The sequence below is a fragment of the Aquipluma nitroreducens genome (assembly GCF_009689585.1).
GTDB classification, from domain to species: Bacteria; Bacteroidota; Bacteroidia; order Bacteroidales; family Prolixibacteraceae; genus Aquipluma; species Aquipluma nitroreducens.
On record NZ_AP018694.1, the window covers coordinates 5,050,933 to 5,069,020 of the forward strand.

14 protein-coding genes are annotated in these 18,088 nt (G+C 41.4%); 13 read left to right on the top strand and 1 reads right to left on the bottom strand.

Annotation, left to right across the window (positions count from 1 at the left end):
* Positions 1 to 2 precede the first annotated feature (2 nt).
* The gene (locus AQPE_RS21250) at positions 3 to 137 is read right to left on the bottom strand and encodes a hypothetical protein (RefSeq protein ID WP_318348491.1); all 135 of its coding nucleotides are present in this window, start codon (positions 135 to 137) and stop codon (positions 3 to 5) included.
* 259 nt (positions 138 to 396) lie between these two features.
* Here AQPE_RS21250 and AQPE_RS21255 point away from each other — a divergent pair, with 259 nt between their 5' ends.
* From AQPE_RS21255 to AQPE_RS21315, 13 genes are all read left to right on the top strand, one after another.
* Positions 397 to 1,812 carry a Gfo/Idh/MocA family protein gene (locus AQPE_RS21255; protein WP_318348492.1) on the top strand — a complete coding sequence of 472 codons (1,416 nt, stop codon included), beginning with the start codon at positions 397 to 399 and terminating at the stop codon, positions 1,810 to 1,812.
* Positions 1,813 to 1,930: 118 nt separating this feature from the next.
* Positions 1,931 to 2,881 carry a sugar phosphate isomerase/epimerase family protein gene (locus AQPE_RS21260; protein WP_318348493.1) on the top strand — a complete coding sequence of 317 codons (951 nt, stop codon included), beginning with the start codon at positions 1,931 to 1,933 and terminating at the stop codon, positions 2,879 to 2,881.
* 14 nt (positions 2,882 to 2,895) lie between these two features.
* The gene (locus AQPE_RS21265) at positions 2,896 to 3,933 is read left to right on the top strand and encodes a sugar phosphate isomerase/epimerase family protein (protein ID WP_318348494.1); all 1,038 of its coding nucleotides are present in this window, start codon (positions 2,896 to 2,898) and stop codon (positions 3,931 to 3,933) included.
* Positions 3,934 to 4,160: 227 nt separating this feature from the next.
* Entirely contained in the window at positions 4,161 to 4,733 is a 573-nt protein-coding gene (locus AQPE_RS21270) for an RNA polymerase sigma factor (protein ID WP_318348495.1), read from the top strand.
* Between the two features lie 186 nt (positions 4,734 to 4,919).
* A complete protein-coding gene (locus AQPE_RS21275) occupies positions 4,920 to 5,921 on the top strand; it encodes a FecR family protein (RefSeq protein WP_318348496.1) in 1,002 nt (333 codons plus the stop codon).
* Between the two features lie 166 nt (positions 5,922 to 6,087).
* A complete protein-coding gene (locus AQPE_RS21280) occupies positions 6,088 to 9,393 on the top strand; it encodes a TonB-dependent receptor (RefSeq protein WP_318348497.1) in 3,306 nt (1,101 codons plus the stop codon).
* Positions 9,394 to 9,404: 11 nt separating this feature from the next.
* Complete coding sequence (locus AQPE_RS21285; RefSeq protein ID WP_318348498.1) at positions 9,405 to 10,985, top strand: RagB/SusD family nutrient uptake outer membrane protein; 1,581 nt, start codon at positions 9,405 to 9,407, stop codon at positions 10,983 to 10,985.
* A 98-nt stretch (positions 10,986 to 11,083) separates the two neighbouring features.
* The gene (locus AQPE_RS21290) at positions 11,084 to 12,079 is read left to right on the top strand and encodes an amidohydrolase family protein (protein WP_318348499.1); all 996 of its coding nucleotides are present in this window, start codon (positions 11,084 to 11,086) and stop codon (positions 12,077 to 12,079) included.
* Between the two features lie 201 nt (positions 12,080 to 12,280).
* Positions 12,281 to 13,474, top strand: coding sequence for an esterase (locus AQPE_RS21295; protein ID WP_318348500.1), 1,194 nt, complete (start codon positions 12,281 to 12,283; stop codon positions 13,472 to 13,474).
* Positions 13,475 to 13,570: 96 nt separating this feature from the next.
* Complete coding sequence (locus AQPE_RS21300) at positions 13,571 to 14,395, top strand: MBL fold metallo-hydrolase (protein ID WP_318348501.1); 825 nt, start codon at positions 13,571 to 13,573, stop codon at positions 14,393 to 14,395.
* A 6-nt stretch (positions 14,396 to 14,401) separates the two neighbouring features.
* Complete coding sequence (locus AQPE_RS21305; protein ID WP_318348502.1) at positions 14,402 to 15,256, top strand: alpha/beta hydrolase; 855 nt, start codon at positions 14,402 to 14,404, stop codon at positions 15,254 to 15,256.
* Positions 15,257 to 15,268: 12 nt separating this feature from the next.
* The gene (locus AQPE_RS21310; RefSeq protein ID WP_318348503.1) at positions 15,269 to 16,405 is read left to right on the top strand and encodes an esterase; all 1,137 of its coding nucleotides are present in this window, start codon (positions 15,269 to 15,271) and stop codon (positions 16,403 to 16,405) included.
* Positions 16,406 to 16,441: 36 nt separating this feature from the next.
* On the top strand, positions 16,442 to 17,977 hold the full coding sequence (locus AQPE_RS21315) for a carboxylesterase/lipase family protein (protein ID WP_318348504.1): 1,536 nt from the start codon (positions 16,442 to 16,444) through the stop codon (positions 17,975 to 17,977).
* The last annotated feature ends 111 nt before the right edge of the window (positions 17,978 to 18,088 follow it).

Here is an 18,088-nt window from a genome sequence, read left to right on the forward strand (position 1 = left end):
TATCATAAATTCATATTCTGTTGGTCGGGATATGTCAAAAAAAAGGCAATACGAAGTGCTGAATTAACATCAAAAGTTGATATGAATTTTTGTTTCACCCCTTTACCAGCAATGGCAAAGGGGTTTTTCTTCTTCATACATTTATAGCTAATTTTTATCCCCATCTTATTGGCATTTATGGCCATTAAAAATATATGTCTGAATCCCTCTGATATGTTTTACAACAAAACTAAATACTGTCCAATTCTGGAATAAAAAAACTATCATTGCGTCAGTTGGACACACTTTTGTGAGTTTTAGCGAATTGTTTTCCTAACAACATGTTAGTGCATAGAATGCGTTTTAATGTTGAGAATAAATATATTTAAATATACCACAAACTAAATCAATCTACCAATGAAAGAAAATTCAACCAGTGGAATGAACAGACGTAACTTTCTGGAACTTTCAGCTATTGGCCTTACCGGCCTTACCATCCTTCCAAGTTGGACGATGAGCGACGGAACCCGAATTGCTCCTAGCGATCGCGTTGTTATGGGTTTTATCGGCCTAGGACAACAAGGGATAAACGATTTTGGCAGTTTTTCAAGCGTTCCTGGAGTACAAATTGCAGCTTGCTGCGATGTTGACAGCATGAAACAAAAGCGCTTTAAAAAACGTGTCGAAGCCTGGCAAGCCAGTAAATCAATTGCAGGTCGGTGCGACATGTACGAACAGTACGAAGAATTGCTTGAGCGCACAGACATTGATGCTGTTGAAGTTTGTTCTCCAGACCACTGGCATGCTTTAATGACGATTCATGCCTGTCAGGCAAAGAAAGATGTGTATGTGCAAAAACCGCTTTCGTTCACCATTACCGAAAGCCTTCAGATGGTGAAAGTGGCTAAAGCAAACAAACGTGTCGTTCAGGTTGGAACTCAGCAGCGTTCGAGCAAAGAATTCCAGAAAGCCATTGAATTGGTTCAAGCTGGAGCTATTGGGCACATCGAAAAAATCTATGCCAAAGTTGGTGATCCGCCAAAACCGTTGGATTTACCAGAAATGGCTATTCCTGGAAACCTGAATTTCAACCTTTGGATGGGACCGCTGAACGATCCGAATATTCACTATCATCCTGATTTGTGCCCTCCAATTTCATTGGAACCTGAAGAACGTGAAAAACTTTGGGGCGCATGGCGCTGGTACCGCGAAACCGGTAATGGTTTTACCGCCGACTGGGGTGCTCACATGTTCGATATTGCTCAGGCTGCTATCGGCATGGACGGATCGGGTCCTGCTCTTATTACTCCTAAAGGATACAAAGATCAGCCTTATCTTACTTTTAAATACCTGACCGGTGTTGAAATGACAGAACAACCTTATCTGGAAGATATGCCAAATGCACAGGGTATCAAATTTATAGGTACCAAAGGATGGATTGAAGTTGCCCGTGGTTATCTGGCTTGTTCTGATGCATCTCTTGTTCCAGCTGAATTAGCCGGAAGACGTCCGAAAAATCTGACTCCAGAAGAACGCAAAAAAATGTTCGAGGAAATGCAGAAAAGCGCAGCCAAAGGAAGCGGAAGTTTTGAAATCAGCTCTCCACACATGCAGAATTTTATCGATAGTGTTCGCTCTCGCAACAATCCAATTGCTCCAATCGAAGTTGGTTGTAGCACAGCAATCACTTGTTGCCTCGGAAACATGGCTACCGAACTTCAACGTCCGGTAAAATGGAATCCTGCTACATTGAGTTTTGGCGACGATAAAGAAGCTGCTGCTCACCGTTTATACCATTACGATTACAGAAATCCGTATTCGTTATACAAATAATACATTTGCCCCGAAAAGCTTTTATTTGCAGTACTCTTTATTGTCCTGTAAAATGATTGGCTTTTCGGGGCATTTTCAATAGTTAAACACATACCAACAAATTCTAATATCAAAAATTATGATGGAGTCAAAACGTGATTTTTTAAAGAAAATATCTTTACTAACAGCCGGTGGTTTGATGACTGGAAATTTCGCTCCTGTTATTGCATCGGCTAAAACTGCACCAACGATTGCCGGGAAAAAGGTGATCGGGTTGCAGATCTATTCATTAATGAAAGAACTGACCGAGAATGTTCCGGAAGGAATGAAAAAAATAAAAGAAATTGGTTACAGCACAATCGAACTGGCCGGCTACGGCAATCGGAAGATGGGTCAATATGAGGTTGGCGAATACCGTAAAATAGCAGAAGATGCAGGGTTGAAAATAACCAGCGCTCATGTGAATCCTCCGGAAAGGACATACACAAAAGATAATGTTGCTAAAATATCCGATTGGTGGAAGTTAGCTGTTGAGGATCATGTAAAATTAGGAGTTGGCCGTTTGATTCAGCCGGGAATGCCGACTATTGAAACCCACGACGATGCAAAGCTGGTAGGCGAAGTCTTCAACAATGCTGGAGAGATAGCAAAAGCTGCCGGTATCAAATGGGGGTACCACAACCACAATATGGAGTTCAAACGGATTGCAAAACCAGGTGAAACTCTCCCTACTGGTCCTGGAGCCGTTCTTCGTCCGGTTGGCGACATCGTTTATGACCTGATGATGGAAGCAACAGATCCTGCTTTGGTATTCTTCGAAATGGATGTTTACTGGACGGTTATGGGACAGATGGATCCACTGGATTATTTTGAAAAATATCCAACACGCATTCAGGTTCTTCACATCAAAGACCGCTCAGTTTTAGGTCAGTCTGGAATGATGAATTTCGAAAACATCTTCAAAAAAGCGTATTCAATTGGGATCAACGAATTTTATGTTGAAATTGAAAAGATAAAAACGAACATGACTCAATTCGAAGGTGTTAAGGGCTGTTTCGATTACCTGAACAATGCTTCATTTGTTAAATAATTTTTAAAATACTCATGAAAAAAACTTTAAGCTTTTGTTTTATTGCGATTTTGGCGCTTTTCTATACTTCATCAACTTCTTTTGGAGCTTCCAGCCCTAAAAAACATATTGGAATCGCAACATATTCTGTGAAAGGCCTTGAATCGGATATCGAAGGTTCATTCAAAGCTCTAGCCGACGATGGTTATGTCGTTATGGAAATCTCGAATTACGATGCTAAAACAGGTTTAGTTGCTGGGTACAAACCCGCCGAGTATGCTGCTTTGGCCAAGAAGTGTGGTATGGAAATTATTTCAAGCCATGCACGTGGTAAATTTGATGTGAAAGATGTTGAAGGTAGCCTGGCCGATTGGGGAAAGGTATTTGCCGACCACAAAATTATTGGCTGCAAATATGTGGTTTTTCCAATGAATATTTGGTCAGGAACAATTGAAGGACTAAAGGCTGAATGCGACTTGATGAATAAAATAGGTGATGAGGCGAACAAAAGGGGAATCAAATTTGGTTATCACAACCACCATATTGAATTCGTTAAGATCCCAAATACAGATCAATTGTATGAAGATTTTCTTCTAGCCAACACTGATCCTGATAAAGTATTCTTCCAGATGGATGTTTACTGGATTTCGGTGGGTGGTCAGGATCCTGTTGCTTATCTGAAGAAATATCCGACCCGTTTCAAATTATTGCACATCAAAGATGAATATGTGGTTGGCGCAACCGGGAAGATCAACTATGAAGCAATTTTCAATCAGTTCTACAAAAATGGTAATTCGGATTGGTTTGTTGAAATGGAAGCCAAAATGAATAAAGAACAACGTGAACAGTCGATGGCTATGATGAACCAAATGAAAAATATTCAGGCTCAGGGTGGTAATATGGCCGATTTTATGGCTAATATGATGAAAAACCGTCCAAAAGATGGTCAGGGGGCTCCTCCTCCGGGATTTGGTCCACAGGATCCGAAAGTACAAGCCGAAATGCTGAAGACCTCACTCGAAGGAATTAAACTTAGTGCTGATTATCTTCTGAAATCTGATTTCGTGAAATAATATTACTGATTTCAGCTAATTTATTTATTAACAGGTATTTCTGTTGATAATCAATTTTGAATTAAGACATAAAAAGAGGAAGGATTTCATGAAATGGATTCATCCTCTTTTTAGCATTTAAATAGGTTTCATTGATTTATGTTTATATGAGTTAGCTTTTGGCAAAAGCTTATTCGCGTAATTCGGTTTTGATATATTTTTTAAAAACCATTTATTGGTAAACAAACATGGACGATCAGAATATTTGGAGTAAAATTGTTGAGGGTGATGTTAAGGCGTTGAAAGTTTTGCACGAAAAATATTATTACCAGATGTGGTTGTGGGCCTGCAAATATAGCCGCAATACAACTCATACTGAAGAGTTGGTTTCTGATTGTTTCATAAAACTATGGGAGCGCCGTCAATATATTTTCATCGAAAAATCTTTAAAATCATACCTTTACCTGATGCTCAGGAACCAAATTGTGAGCCAGGCCCGAAAATCAAAACATCAGTTGGTTATAGGACTTGAAGCCCTTCCTGATGTGCCCGATGAAACGACAATCAACCACTTTGATTATTATGCCGGACTTTATCAGGCCATTCAGCGTATGCCTGAGCAAAGGCGAAGAATACTTGAGCTAGCCGCCTTCGAATCGCTATCCTATAAGGAAGTTGCTGCACGTCTGAATATTTCCGTTAATACAGTAAAAACGCAAATGGGACGAGCATATCAGTTTCTGAAAGAAGAACTTGATCCAACTAATTTTTTACTCTTTCACCTTTTAATACAAACTCCCAAATCGCAATTTAATTCTTAATCATTTTCAATTTATTGGTTTGATATTCAGTTGAAAATACAGATTGAGTGGGAGAGTCGCTTCTTCTTCGAGCAGCTGTTATACACAAGTCAGCAAATAAAATTGATACTTTATTAAAAAAAGGTGTAATTCCTGTCACCCTGTTTATCCCGTTTTTGCGTCGTGGGTTATATATACAGGTTTACAATGGAAAAGAATGATAACAAGTATTGGGATTTAATTTCTGGAAAGTTGCACGGCGAACTTGATCCTGATGAAAATACGTTGCTGGAACTAGAGCTGGAAGATCCTCAGAATCGACGGCTGTATGCCAAAGGTGATCAGATTTATCAGGGCTTAAAAGATGCTAAACAATTGCATGAATCAGATAAAACCAGCTCCTGGAATGATATTGAAAATGCAGTTGTTAAAAAGCGATTTTTACCTTCTTCAGCAGCAATGCTGAAATACGCCGCAATTCTTGTACTGGCATTTGTATCTGGTTTATATGCCCATTCTTTGTTAACCGGAGATGGTAATGATGTTCAATATGCCGAAATGGAAGTGATGTATGGGCAAACAGGCCATCTATTCCTTTTCGATGGAACTGAAGTTTGGCTGAATTCGGGAACGAAATTTAAATATCCAAATAAGTTCAATCAGAATGAGCGAAATGTGTTTATGGAGGGTGAAGCCTATTTTAAAGTTGCTCCAAACAAACACCTGCCTTTTAAGGTAAAAACGGGCAAGCTTGAAGTTGAAGTTTTGGGAACCTCTTTCAATCTTTCTGCATATCCATCAGAGCCAACTCAATCTGTGTTTCTGGACGAAGGCAAGGTTCAGATCAACGACTTGGTTGGCCATAAGATAGGAGATATAATTCCAGGACAAATAGCCGTAAAAACAGATGGGAATTCATCGATTCAGGTACAAAATGCCGATTCGTATTTTTATACCAGCTGGAAAGATGGCAAAATCACATTCAGTTCGGAGAAGTTGAGCGATATTGCCAAAAAGATGGAGCGTTGGTACAATGTTGAAATCAGATTTAGCCAGGAATCATTGAAAGACTATAATTTTTCGGGAACTATTTTGAGAGCTAAGCCAATTGACCAGACCATTATGGCAATGGAGCAGTTGGCTCCCATCAGGTTTCAGTATCAGGTACGCCCCAACGAGAAAAATTTAATAACAATCATGTCGAAATAAACTAAACTTTTGAATATGGAATAAAAAGAAAGCGATGAAATGCTTGGACCCATTTCATCGCCGGAAAATAAAACAATAATTGTTTCATTTTAAACTACACAAACTTATGAAAAAACATCGAGAATGTAATAGCCATGTCAGGCTGTTAAAAAAACTATTACGAATTATGAAACTAACGAGCTTTTTAATTCTTGTCTTTGTTATCAGCGTAAATGCTTCAGTCTATTCTCAATCGACGAAGCTTAGCATCAATCTCAAGAATGGGACTTTGGTTGAAGCGTTAAAACAAATCGAAAGTCAGTCGGAGTATTATTTTTATTACAACAACGACGAAATAAAGTCTCTGGAAGGTGTTTCAATTAACGTTGATAAGAAAGAAATAAAAGAAGTTTTAGAAAAATTACTGAATGGAACAAACCTGGAATACAAGATTATTGACCGTTATATCGCTTTGAAAAGAAAGAATGAAAATGGGTCAGAACCTGCGATTCAACAACAAAAATCAATCACAGGTAAAGTAGTCGACTCAGGTGGAAATCCGTTACCCGGAGTTACTGTAGTGGTGAAAGGAACAACAAACGGAACAATCACCGATATCGATGGAAATTATTCGATTGGCAAAATTGCTGATAGTTCAACCTTGCAATTTTCATTTGTAGGGATGAAATCGCAGGAGGTAGTAATCGGCAACCAAAAGTCGATTAATGTCACATTGCTCGATGAAACGATTGGTATTGAAGAGGTCGTGGCTATTGGATACGGTACGGTTAAAAAAAGTGATTTGGCAGGAGCTATTTCACAGGTTAAATCAGCCGACATGGAAAACCGCACCATTGTTCGTGCGGAACAGGCTTTGCAGGGAAAAACTGCAGGTGTTCAGGTCATCCAGACATCTGGAGCTCCCGGATCAAATCCAACCATTCGTGTTCGTGGGTTCAGCTCCAATTCATCATCCGATCCACTCTATGTGGTTGACGGTTTAAGAACTTCAGATATTGGGTCCATTGATCCTAACAATATTGAGTCGATGGAAGTACTGAAAGATGCCGCTTCGGCTGCTATTTACGGTGCTCAGGCCGGTAATGGGGTTGTTCTTATCACAACCAAAAAAGGTAAAAAAGGAGAGGGCAAAATCAGTTACGACTTTCAGTATGTAACCAACAAACTGGCTCGCATCCCCAAAGTAATGAATGCCCAGGAGTATGTAAATTATATGACTGAAGCAAACTTTATCACTCCTGCTGAAATTTCGGCATTGTGGGATGGAAAAACTGATACGAACTGGGCAGACGTAGCTTTCGAGAATTCGATCATGCAAAAACACAACCTTAGCTTTATGGGTGGAAACGATCGGGGATCTTACAACCTTTCGCTTTCGTACCTTGATCAGAATGGTATTGTAAAGGGAGATGATGATGTTTACAACCGCGTAACCGCAATGGCAAATGCCGATTACAATATCAACAGTTGGTTAAAGGTTGGTACAAACAATATTGTTGAACGTTGGAAAAGCAAATCGGTAACTGAAAACTCTGAATACGGCAGCCTTTTGGCTTCTGTTTTAACGATGGATCCGCTTACTCAGCCTTATTTTGATGCAAACAATCTGCCTTCATATATGCAAGACCTTATCAATTCAGGAAAAACATTGCTGAAGGATGAGGATGGCAGATATTATGGCCTGTCTCAAATATATAAATCTGACAATGTTCATCCTTTACTGATGAGAGATCGTGCCGATGCAAAGAACGAAGGTGCCAGCGTTATGGGAACCATTTATGCAGAAATGAAACCCATTAAAAACCTTACCATTACTTCAAAGCTCGGTTATCGGGGAGCTTTCACCGGTAGTTATCATTTCAATTATATCTATTACGCCAATGATGTCACAAAAAACGACAATATTGAAGTGGGGCGCACCAACGCCAACAGTATTTATTACCAATGGGAAAATTTTGCAAACTATGTTTATACACTTGGTAAGCACAATTTGACAACCATGTTGGGTACATCTTATTCCGAACCATATTCAACTACAGTCACAGCAACCGGAAATGCAATTTTGAAAGATGACGCACTTTACCGCGATTTGAATTATTTGACAGCAACTGCGACTAAAACGGTTGCCGGTGGATACTCGAATGTAGGCAGACAGTTCTCTTATTTCGGACGTTTTATTTATAACTATGCCGACAAGTATGTTCTTCAAGGTTCATTACGTCGCGATGCCAGTGATTTATCTATTCTTCCGATAGAAAGCCGTTGGGGAACATTCCCGGCTCTTTCGGCTGGTTATACCATTTCAAATGAAGATTTTTTTCCAAAAAACACACCAATTAATACAATGAAGTTGCGCGCCAGTTGGGGGCAGAACGGTAGTACCGGTCCTCTTGGAGGGTTTGCATATCGCGCATCAATTGGAACAATTGGTTCCTATCCCTATTCAGATGCCATCGATTACCAGATTGGATCTGCTCCTTCAACCTTGAGTAATCCCCAGCTAAAATGGGAAACTTCGGAACAGTTGGATTTTGGGGTTGATATTCGCGCATTTAAAAATCGGATGACATTTGGTTTCGACTATTATGAGAAAAAGACCAAAGATTTGCTTGTATCCATTACACCTCCCTATGAAACAGGGGTTGCATCTACTGCGGTTAATGCTGGAAATGTTACCAATAAAGGATTGGAATTCGAATTGAACTGGAGTGAGAAAATCCGTGACTTCTCATACAGCATCCATGGAAACCTGGCGACCCTTAAAAATAGTGTAACTTACCTCGACCCAAGTATTTCTAGGATTAACGGCGCCTCTTTCCATACGCAACAAGGAATTACTGTTTTTGAACAGGGGTATCCGGTTTGGTATATGCGTGGTTATAAACTTTTGGATATTAGTGATGCCACTGGGGATCCAATATTTCAGGATACCAATAATGATGGTGCAATTACCGATGATGACAAAGTGATGTTGGGTAGTGGTATCCCTGATTTTACCTACGGACTAACATTAAATGCTGCCTACAAAAGTTTCGACATCACTGTTTTCGGAACAGGCTCTTATGGTAATGATGTTTATAACTGCTTGACACGAATTGACCGTCCACGCGGTAACAAATTGGAAATTTTCTACACCGATCGTTGGACTCCGACAAATACAACTGCGTCAAAACCGCGTCCAAATGCCAATGGTGAGGATAAATATTGGATTAGCAGCGATGCCGTTATGGATGGCTCCTTCTTCAAGATTAAACAAATACAACTTGGATATACACTTCCAAAAACATTGTGTAAAAAGATGTATATAAGTAGTTTGAGAGTTTATTCTTCGGTTGAGGATGCATTCGTATTCACGTCTTACCCAGGATTCGATCCGGAAGCTTCAGCTGGTTCAACTACACTTTTGGGTGTAGATAAGGGAGCTTATCCAAATTCAATGAAAGTTTTGTTTGGTATCAACGTAACATTTTAAATTCTGAAATTATGAGAACAAAATTCATATATATATTCTTTTGTATTGCCGGAACCTTACTATTCTCTTCCTGTGAAGACCGGCTTTTGGTTGAACAGCAGGGCGCAACTTCTGTCGAAAGTTTCTATAAAACCGATGTCGATGCCGAACAGGCAATAGCAGCAGTATATTTTCAATGGAGGTCGCAAGCCTATAACGATTTCTTTCTGAAGAACTGTCTTTCAGATGACATCAACTCAGGCGGTGGTTCGAGAGGCGACAATGCCATTCTTGAGCAGTTAAATGAATACAAATTTAGCCCGTCAAACGGTACGGCCAGTGGATATTTCAGCGGATTGTACACACTTATTTACCGTGCCAATCTGGTAATCAATAACTTTTCTGAAGAGTCAACAACCAAGAAAAAAGCTATTGCTGAAGCTAAAGTTGCAAGTGCGTGGGCTTATTTCAACCTGGTAACATTGTGGGGGCCGGTTCCATTGGTAACAAAACCACTTGCTCCAAGCGAATATCAGCAGGCCAACGGTTCATTGAGTGATATTTGGGCCTATATTGAAAAAGATCTGAACGAAGCCATTTCTTCAGGCGAACTCCCTGAAAAATCAAGTGTTACTGACAAAACAATTGGTGCGCGTGTTACAAAGCAATTTGCCCAGGCATTGCTAGGCAAATCGCAGCTTTTTGAAGGCAAAAATGCTGAAGCTGCGACAACTTTAAAAGCAGTAATCAGCTCCGGAAAATATTCTTTGGTGGCTGACTACAGCAATGTATTACGTAAGGTTGAGGACTTTGGAGCAGAAAACCTTTTCGAAGTCAACTCAATCAACGATGGAGATAATGCATTCAATCAGGGTACAACTATTTTGGGTAACATGTACGGCTGGAGAAGCGATAAAATGTCGCTTTTCGGTTACTTCATGAATGCACACGATCTGTATCCAGGTGGTTGGGGATTTGCGAATCCAACCAAGTCGCTTTACGATGCGTTCGTTGAAATGGAAGGTCAGGATGGATATCGTTTAAATAATACATTAAAAACCTACGAGCAGGTAAAAACCATTGGGGCTCCAATTGCTCCGGTTACCATCAACGCTGGGACAAGTCTGTATGGGCACGAAGGTGTTTTTGATTGGAAATGGAGGTTTCTGGGTTCGGAAGTTATAACCAATTCATACGGATTAGCGACGGATAATAACTATCGAATGATGCGCTATGCCGAGGTATTGCTGCTTGCAGCCGAAGCTTGCCTCCAGTCTGGAGATCAGGCCAGCGCGTTAAACTACATCAATCAAATCCGGACTCGTGCGAAACTGCCAAACCTTTCTACCTTAACCCTGAATGATATTAAGAAGGAAAAACGCCTTGAGCTTTGTATCGAACAGGTGCGCTTTCAGGATTTGGTGCGCTGGGGCGATGCGGCAACAGCATTGGCCAATCGAGGAAAACAGATTCCTGTTTTTAATGGAACAGCTGTTTCGTATCCATACAGCAACGAAACCTACGGGTTTAAGACTGGTAAAAACGAATTGCTTCCATTTCCTGAACACGAAATGGGTGTAAATCAAAACATTAAGCAAAATCCAGGATGGTAACATCAAAGGATAATTAAAAATTCAGGAGGTCGTTTTTGAGGTTTCTAAACAGATTGGAAGTCTGGAGAACGACCTTCTATAAATTTAAATGCCAAACAATGAATTATTTAAAGAATATTTTAGCGGTACTTTTTCTTTTCTCAGGTTTGTTCGTTGTAGCTCAGCCTGCTAAAAAAAGCCCTCATTTGCCTATTATCGATGTGCATGTGCACACCATGAAGATCAATCCCAATTTTACTTCTGAAATGTGTCCCTGGTTTTTGAGTAACATGCCCGGTGGAGACCCCAACGAAAAAATGGTATTTGCTGCTTCCGGCGATTGCGCCAATCCTTTAAAACCTGCTAAAAGCGATGCCGAAATGCAGGCCGCCGTGATGGAAACCATGGAGCGGCTCAACATGACCATGGTGGCGTTCAGCGATGCCGAAATTTTGCACAATTGGTATAATGCAGCGCCAAAAGGAAGGATTATTCCTGGAATTGGAGTCAGTAGTTCAAAAGAAATGACTGTTGAAGCGTTCCGCGATTCGCTTTCAAATGGATTTTATAAAGTGATGAGCGAAGTAGCTCCACAATATCAGGGTATGTCGCCCAGCGATATGTCCCTCGATGCCTATTTTGCTGTTGCTGAAGAGTTGAATATCCCTGTAGGAATTCACATGGGAACCGGAGGAAACGGAATGGCTAACATTACTCAACCGAAATATCGGGCATCGATGGGAAACCCACTTTTGCTCGAAGATTTGCTGGCACGGCATCCAAAACTGAAAATCTGGGTTCAACATGCCGGTTACCCGATGGCCGATGAACTGATTGCTCTAATGGGTGCAAATGCCTATGTGTATTGCGACATTTCAGGAATGATATGGAGTTATCCGTTGGATGAAATTCATGCCTATATCAAACGCTTGGTTCAGGCTGGTTTTGGGAAACGCATTATGTACGGAACCGATTTTATGATGTGGCCAAAGCTTTTCGAAACATCAATCGGTGTAATTGAAAATGCCCAGTATCTGTCGTTTGACCAGAAGCGTGATATTTTATTCAATAATGCCGTTCGCTTTTTTCGGTTGGATGAAAAGCAATTTAAATAACTGGATTTTAAGATGGTTAATATATAATTATTCAGTAAGTTAACGTGATCCGATTGGCTGTATAAATTCTGTTTTCGTCAATACTGAAAATAAATCTATGTGTCGGTTAAACACAATGTAATTTTAAGGGTCTAATTCGATACCAATCGAATGTTAAAAGCAAAACATATTTTTCAAAACAAATACTGTAAAACTTAAATTATGAAAAGAAAAATTACAATTATTGCTGTCATAATCCTATGCAGCATGGCGACTTTTGCCCAACAGGCACTTTTCGGTGGAGCGCCAATTGTTTCGCCTGAAGTTAAAGCCGATCATACTGTCACTTTCCGGATCCAGGCTCCAGCTGCCGATTCTGTACAAATTACCGGCGACTTTTTGCCGACTGTAAAACTGAAAACCCAATGGGGTATGATGGATGTTCCCGGAACAGCCAAACTAACTAAAGACGAAAAGGGAATTTGGACTTTTACCTCGCAGCCATTGGCTTCCGATTTATATTCGTACACAGTAATTGTTGATGGCTTCAAAACAACAGACCCAAGCAATGTTTATATTATTCGCGATGTGGCTTCGGTATTCAATGTATTTATTGTGGATGGTGGTAAAGGCGATTTATACGAAGTAAGCAAAGTTCCGCATGGATCGGTTACCCGCCGTTGGTACGATTCTCCCGGAAACGGAATGCCTCGCCGCGTTACTGTTTATACTCCTGCCGGATACGAAGCGAGTAAAGATAAATATCCGGTACTTTACCTGTTGCACGGAATGGGTGGCGACGAAGAAGCATGGATTGCTCTTGGACGTACTTCTCAAATCCTCGACAATTTAATTGCGCAGGGAAAGGCAAAACCGATGATCGTAGTGATGACCAACGGAAATGTGGCTCAGGAAGCTGCTCCTGGCGAATCAAGTCTGGGTTATGCCAAACCTAGTATGCAAATGGAACACACCATGGATGGTAAATTCGAAGAAACTTTTCCTGATGTAATCAAATTCGTTGAAAGCAATTACCGTGTGAAAGCTGATAAGGCCGACCGTGCCATTGCCGGTCTGTCGATGGGCGGATACCATTCTCTGCATATCTCAAGATATTATCCAAATACCTTCGACTATGTGGGCCTTTTTTCGGCAGCCATCATTCCAAACGACAAAGTGCAATCGAAAGTTTACGAAAATATCGATTCAACATTGGAAACTCAGATGAAAAATGGCTACAAACTCTATTGGATTGGTATAGGTAAGGCCGATTTTCTGTACAAAAATATAGTCGATTATCGTGCAAAGCTCGATAAAATGGGAATGAAATACACATATGTTGAAACCGAAGGTGGTCACACCTGGACGAACTGGAGAGTTTACCTGTCGCAATTTGCGCCACTACTTTTCAAGTAGAAAGATGTCAACAGTCATTGGGAAAAGTGAATCAGCTTTCCCAATGACTGATTCTTTTTTTTATGACTTTTTACTAATGACTAACGGACCAAAACGATGAACCTAAAAACTAATTTTTTAACATTATTCCTGATCTTGATTTCAGGAATCTTTGCTTCTGCTCAGGAAGTATTCAAAAACAACGACCTCACAATTACCAAGCTTGAAAAGAACATGTGGGTGGTCGAGACTTCCGACAATACCACCATGTACATCATCGAAGGCTCGAAAAAAGCCATGCTTATTGATAATGGAACCAAGTGTGAAAAGTTGGATGAAGTAATCAGGCAAATTACCCAAAAGCCACTCATTGTGATGATTACGCATATTCATCCCGATCATGCCGGAAACATTAAGTATTTCGATCAAATTTATTTTCATCCGGGCGATACTGTTTTAATGCGCACGATGAAGGTTGCCTACAATGGAAAAATCAACTACGTGAAAGATGGTGAGAAATTCGATCTGGGAGGAACTACAATCGAAGTTCTATTCACGCCCGGACATACTCCCGGCTCAATCGTTTTGCTCGATCGAAAAGCTGGTAACTGCTATTCTGGTGATGCTTTTGGTTCCGGGCAAGTTTGGATGCAACTCGAACCACATGTATCAATGGCCATTTATGCACAATCGTGCCGTACCATGGAAGCCTTGATGGATAAGGGAATCACCAAAATTTACTGCGGCCATTATCCATATGTGAAGAAAGCCTACGACAAAACCTACATGACCGAAATGCGCCAACTGGCCGAAGAATTATCGAAAGGCAAAACCAGCACTGCAAAACCTTATCCTACCAAAGTCGCAATAGGTACTCAAAATCCAATGATAATCACTAAAGGTAGTGCCAGCATTGTTTACGACCCCGCAAAAATTAATTAAATCTCAATGAAAAAAATAATAGCATCAATTCTCCTGATTTGCTCTATTTGTGTTGCATTTGCCCAAATGCCCCCCATGGGAAAAGTGGAATACAAAACCATGCCCAGCAAAATCTTGAAACAGGATCGCGAATATGCGATTTACCTACCCAAAAGTTATTCAACTAACCCGGACAAAAAATATCCTGTGCTTTACTTACTGCATGGCGGGGGCGGAACTCATACCGATTGGCCTGAGAAAGGCCGTTTGACTGATGTTATTAATCCATTGATTGATTCGGGTGAAGCTGCCGATATGATTGTGGTTTGCCCTGAAGCCGGAAAGAATTTTATGAACTACTTCAACAATCCCGACTGGATGTACGAAGATTACTTCTTTCAGGAATTGGTGCCTTTTATTGAATCCAATTACCGGGTAGTTGCTGATAAAAAGCACCGTGCCATTGCCGGTTTGTCGATGGGTGGAGGTGGAACTGTAATTTATGCCGCTCATCATCCTGAACTTTTTTCTGCTGCATATTCCATGAGTGGATATTTTTATCGTCACGACAATCTTTTCTGGATCAATTTCAACGACCCGGTAGTAAAAAAGGTACACCAACTCGTGGAAGACAACAACTGTGTTAAGTATGTGAAAAATGCCGACAAGACCAAAATTGAAGCGATGAAAACGGTAAAATGGTTTGTCGATTGCGGCGACGACGATTTCACATTTAAAGCCAATACCGAATTTGTTTTAGCAATGTCAGAGGCCGGAATACCTTATCAATTCCGCGTCCGCGATGGCGGTCATACCTGGGAATATTGGCATACCGCCTTGTACATCGCACTGCCTTTTGTATCCAATAATTTCAGAAATTAATCTGCAAACTCAATGATAAAATCAATAAAATATATCGCGTCAATTGGGCTTTTGGCTTGTTTTTCATTGGCCGGAAATGCCCAATTCCCGGGATACAAACCAACTCCGGGCGACACACTCAAATCGATTCGTATTTCAGCCGATAAAAAAGTAACCTTCAGCATTTATGCACCAATAGCCTCGGAAGTCACCGTTTCAGGCGACTTTCAGCAAACGTATGGTGCGTTGAAACTTCAGAAAGATCAGATTGGAATTTGGTCGGTAACAGTTGGTCCAGTTGCGCCCGATTTATATACTTACGATTTTTCGGTTGATGGAATGAAGGTTATCGATCCGAAAAACATCCAGTTGAAGGAAGGTGCTGGCGGATATTCTAACCTGCTTGAAGTTCAGGGCAAAGAAGCCGATTACCTGGCTGTGAAAAATGTACCACACGGAAAACTCGAAAAGGTTTGGTTCAACGCGGCCACTTTGGGGAAAACCAGTCGGGTACATGTTTACACACCTCCGGGTTACGAAAATATGAAAGGCAAATTGCCGGTGCTTTATTTACAGCATGGTGGCGGCGATAATGATGCTTCGTGGGCAACGGCCGGACGAGCCAATTTTATTTTGGATAATTTGCTGGCTGAAGGGAAAGTGAAACCTATGATCGTTGTCATGCCTTTCGGAAATCCTGGCAGAGGTTTCTTTTCAGGCGCCGGGGTGGACGCCGATCCGTATTACAACTATTTCTTCAAAGATTTGGTACCTTATATCGAATCGCATTACAACGCAGGTACAACTCGCGAAAGCCGGGCTTATGCAGGCCTTTCCATGGGCGGACTTCAGGCTTTAAATATGGGCATTTTTTATCCAGAAAAGTTTGCGTACGTACTGCCGCTCAGCACTGGTTTCTTTCCTGAAATCCTGAAATCGATGGAAGAAAAGTACACCTCGAATTTGAAAAATCCTGAAATCAATAAGCTGAAGCTTTTCTGGATAGCGATGGGTGGTGAGAAAGATATTGCTTACCAAAACGGCGAAAATACCAAAGCGTTGTTCGACAAATTCGGCATAAAATACCAAACCAACAGCTATCCTGCCGGACATACTTTTATTACCTGGCGGCACAACCTGGTTGAATTTGCACCACTGCTTTTTAAATAATTTGCAACACATCTACCACTAACTAAAACACACGAAATGAACCGATTAATTCCCTTATTGCTTGTCACTCTTTTCTTTGCCTGTACCACGGCTCAGAAAATAGACAAAATTGATGTGAATTCAGTGAAGGTTAAATCAGGAATTATCTCCGGGAAAACCTCTGATGATCAGGTTGTAAAAATCTTCATGGGAGTTCCGTTTGCTGCGCCGCCTGTAGGCGATTTGCGCTGGAAAGCCCCTCAACCTGTAGCTGCATGGGAAGGCGTTCGTGCCTGTGTGGCTCCACCGGCATCGGCTATTCAAGCTCCGCCTAAACCGTTTATGTGCTGGTCTAAAGAGTTTATGGCTCCTGAATCGCCGCTCAGCGAGGACTGTTTGTACCTGAATGTATGGACAACGGCCAAGACCGCACAAGATAAAATGCCGGTAATGGTTTGGATTCATGGTGGCGCATTTACAGGAGGTTCAGGTACTGTGCCGCTTTACGACGGCGAAGCGATCTCGCGCAAAGGTGTCGTGTTTGTGACCATCAACTATCGACTTGGCATTTTGGGCTTCCTTGCTCATCCTGAACTTTCAGCCGAATCGGAACTTAAAACTTCAGGAAACTATGGAATTCTTGATCAGATTGCAGCCCTGAAATGGGTGAAGGAAAATATTGCAGAGTTTGGTGGCGACCAGAATAATGTGACTATCGACGGACAATCAGCCGGATCTTTCAGCGTAAATATGTTGGTTGTTTCACCTTTAGCTAAAGGCTTGTTCCAAAAAGCCATTGCACAAAGTGGCGGAATGTTTGGCAAACAGCTTTCGCTGGGTAGCACTTTGAAAGCGGCAGAAGAGAATGGCAAACAGTTGACCGAAAAACTGAAGATTGCCAACATGGCGGCTTTCAGGGCTATGCCTGCCGATTCGCTGTTGAAAATTCAGACACGAATTGGCGTAACTGTTGACAATGTGGTAATTCCACCAGTTTACGATACGTTCGCTGCCGGAAAGCACAACGATGTGGCTGTAATTTCGGGCTGGAATGCCGACGACGGCGTTTCTTTTGGTCCTGCACCTAAGGCAGCCCAGTTTCAGGAGAATGTTAAAAAGCAATACGGCGACAAAGCTGATGCTTTTTTGAAACTGTTTCCGGCGAAAACCGATGAGGAAGCCGCACAGTCGCAGAAACTGATTTCGCAGCTTTTCTTTGGTTGGAACAACTATGCCTGGGTTCGTTTACAGGCCTCGAAGGGCACCGGAAAAGCTTACCTGTATTATTTCAAACGCGTGCCTCCGGGAGAACCGAACTACGGAGCTTTCCATTCGGCTGAATTTGGCTATGCCCTACACAACCTGAAAAAATGGAACCGCCCGTTTACCGATGTCGATTATAAAGTTGAAGATTCGATGAGCAGTTATTGGGTGAATTTTGCCAAAACCGGCGACCCCAATGGCGAAGGCCTACCTGTTTGGCCAGCTTTCAACGAAAATGATCCTCAGATTATCGAGCTCGGCGACGAAGTAAAAGCCGCTCCGCTGCCGTACAGAGAACAATTGAAATTCATGGACGAACTCAATAACTAAGTAGTTACAACAATTAAATGTCGCATTTTTATTTCTTGACTCACCCCGAGCTCGCTTTACTCGCTCCGCCCCTCTCTCGCGAGAGAGGGGAAAAGTCACCGTAAGGTGGCT

What these genes read in the sequence shown, in the direction of transcription:
- AQPE_RS21250 (WP_318348491.1), bottom strand. Translation starts at nt 137, where the DNA reads ATGAAGAAGAAAAACCCCTTTGCCATTGCTGGTAAAGGGGTGAAACAA.
- AQPE_RS21255 (WP_318348492.1), top strand. Translation starts at nt 397, where the DNA reads ATGAAAGAAAATTCAACCAGTGGAATGAACAGACGTAACTTTCTGGAA.
- AQPE_RS21260 (WP_318348493.1), top strand. Translation starts at nt 1,931, where the DNA reads ATGATGGAGTCAAAACGTGATTTTTTAAAGAAAATATCTTTACTAACA.
- AQPE_RS21265 (WP_318348494.1), top strand. Translation starts at nt 2,896, where the DNA reads ATGAAAAAAACTTTAAGCTTTTGTTTTATTGCGATTTTGGCGCTTTTC.
- AQPE_RS21270 (WP_318348495.1), top strand. Translation starts at nt 4,161, where the DNA reads ATGGACGATCAGAATATTTGGAGTAAAATTGTTGAGGGTGATGTTAAG.
- AQPE_RS21275 (WP_318348496.1), top strand. Translation starts at nt 4,920, where the DNA reads ATGGAAAAGAATGATAACAAGTATTGGGATTTAATTTCTGGAAAGTTG.
- AQPE_RS21280 (WP_318348497.1), top strand. Translation starts at nt 6,088, where the DNA reads ATGAAACTAACGAGCTTTTTAATTCTTGTCTTTGTTATCAGCGTAAAT.
- AQPE_RS21285 (WP_318348498.1), top strand. Translation starts at nt 9,405, where the DNA reads ATGAGAACAAAATTCATATATATATTCTTTTGTATTGCCGGAACCTTA.
- AQPE_RS21290 (WP_318348499.1), top strand. Translation starts at nt 11,084, where the DNA reads ATGAATTATTTAAAGAATATTTTAGCGGTACTTTTTCTTTTCTCAGGT.
- AQPE_RS21295 (WP_318348500.1), top strand. Translation starts at nt 12,281, where the DNA reads ATGAAAAGAAAAATTACAATTATTGCTGTCATAATCCTATGCAGCATG.
- AQPE_RS21300 (WP_318348501.1), top strand. Translation starts at nt 13,571, where the DNA reads ATGAACCTAAAAACTAATTTTTTAACATTATTCCTGATCTTGATTTCA.
- AQPE_RS21305 (WP_318348502.1), top strand. Translation starts at nt 14,402, where the DNA reads ATGAAAAAAATAATAGCATCAATTCTCCTGATTTGCTCTATTTGTGTT.
- AQPE_RS21310 (WP_318348503.1), top strand. Translation starts at nt 15,269, where the DNA reads ATGATAAAATCAATAAAATATATCGCGTCAATTGGGCTTTTGGCTTGT.
- AQPE_RS21315 (WP_318348504.1), top strand. Translation starts at nt 16,442, where the DNA reads ATGAACCGATTAATTCCCTTATTGCTTGTCACTCTTTTCTTTGCCTGT.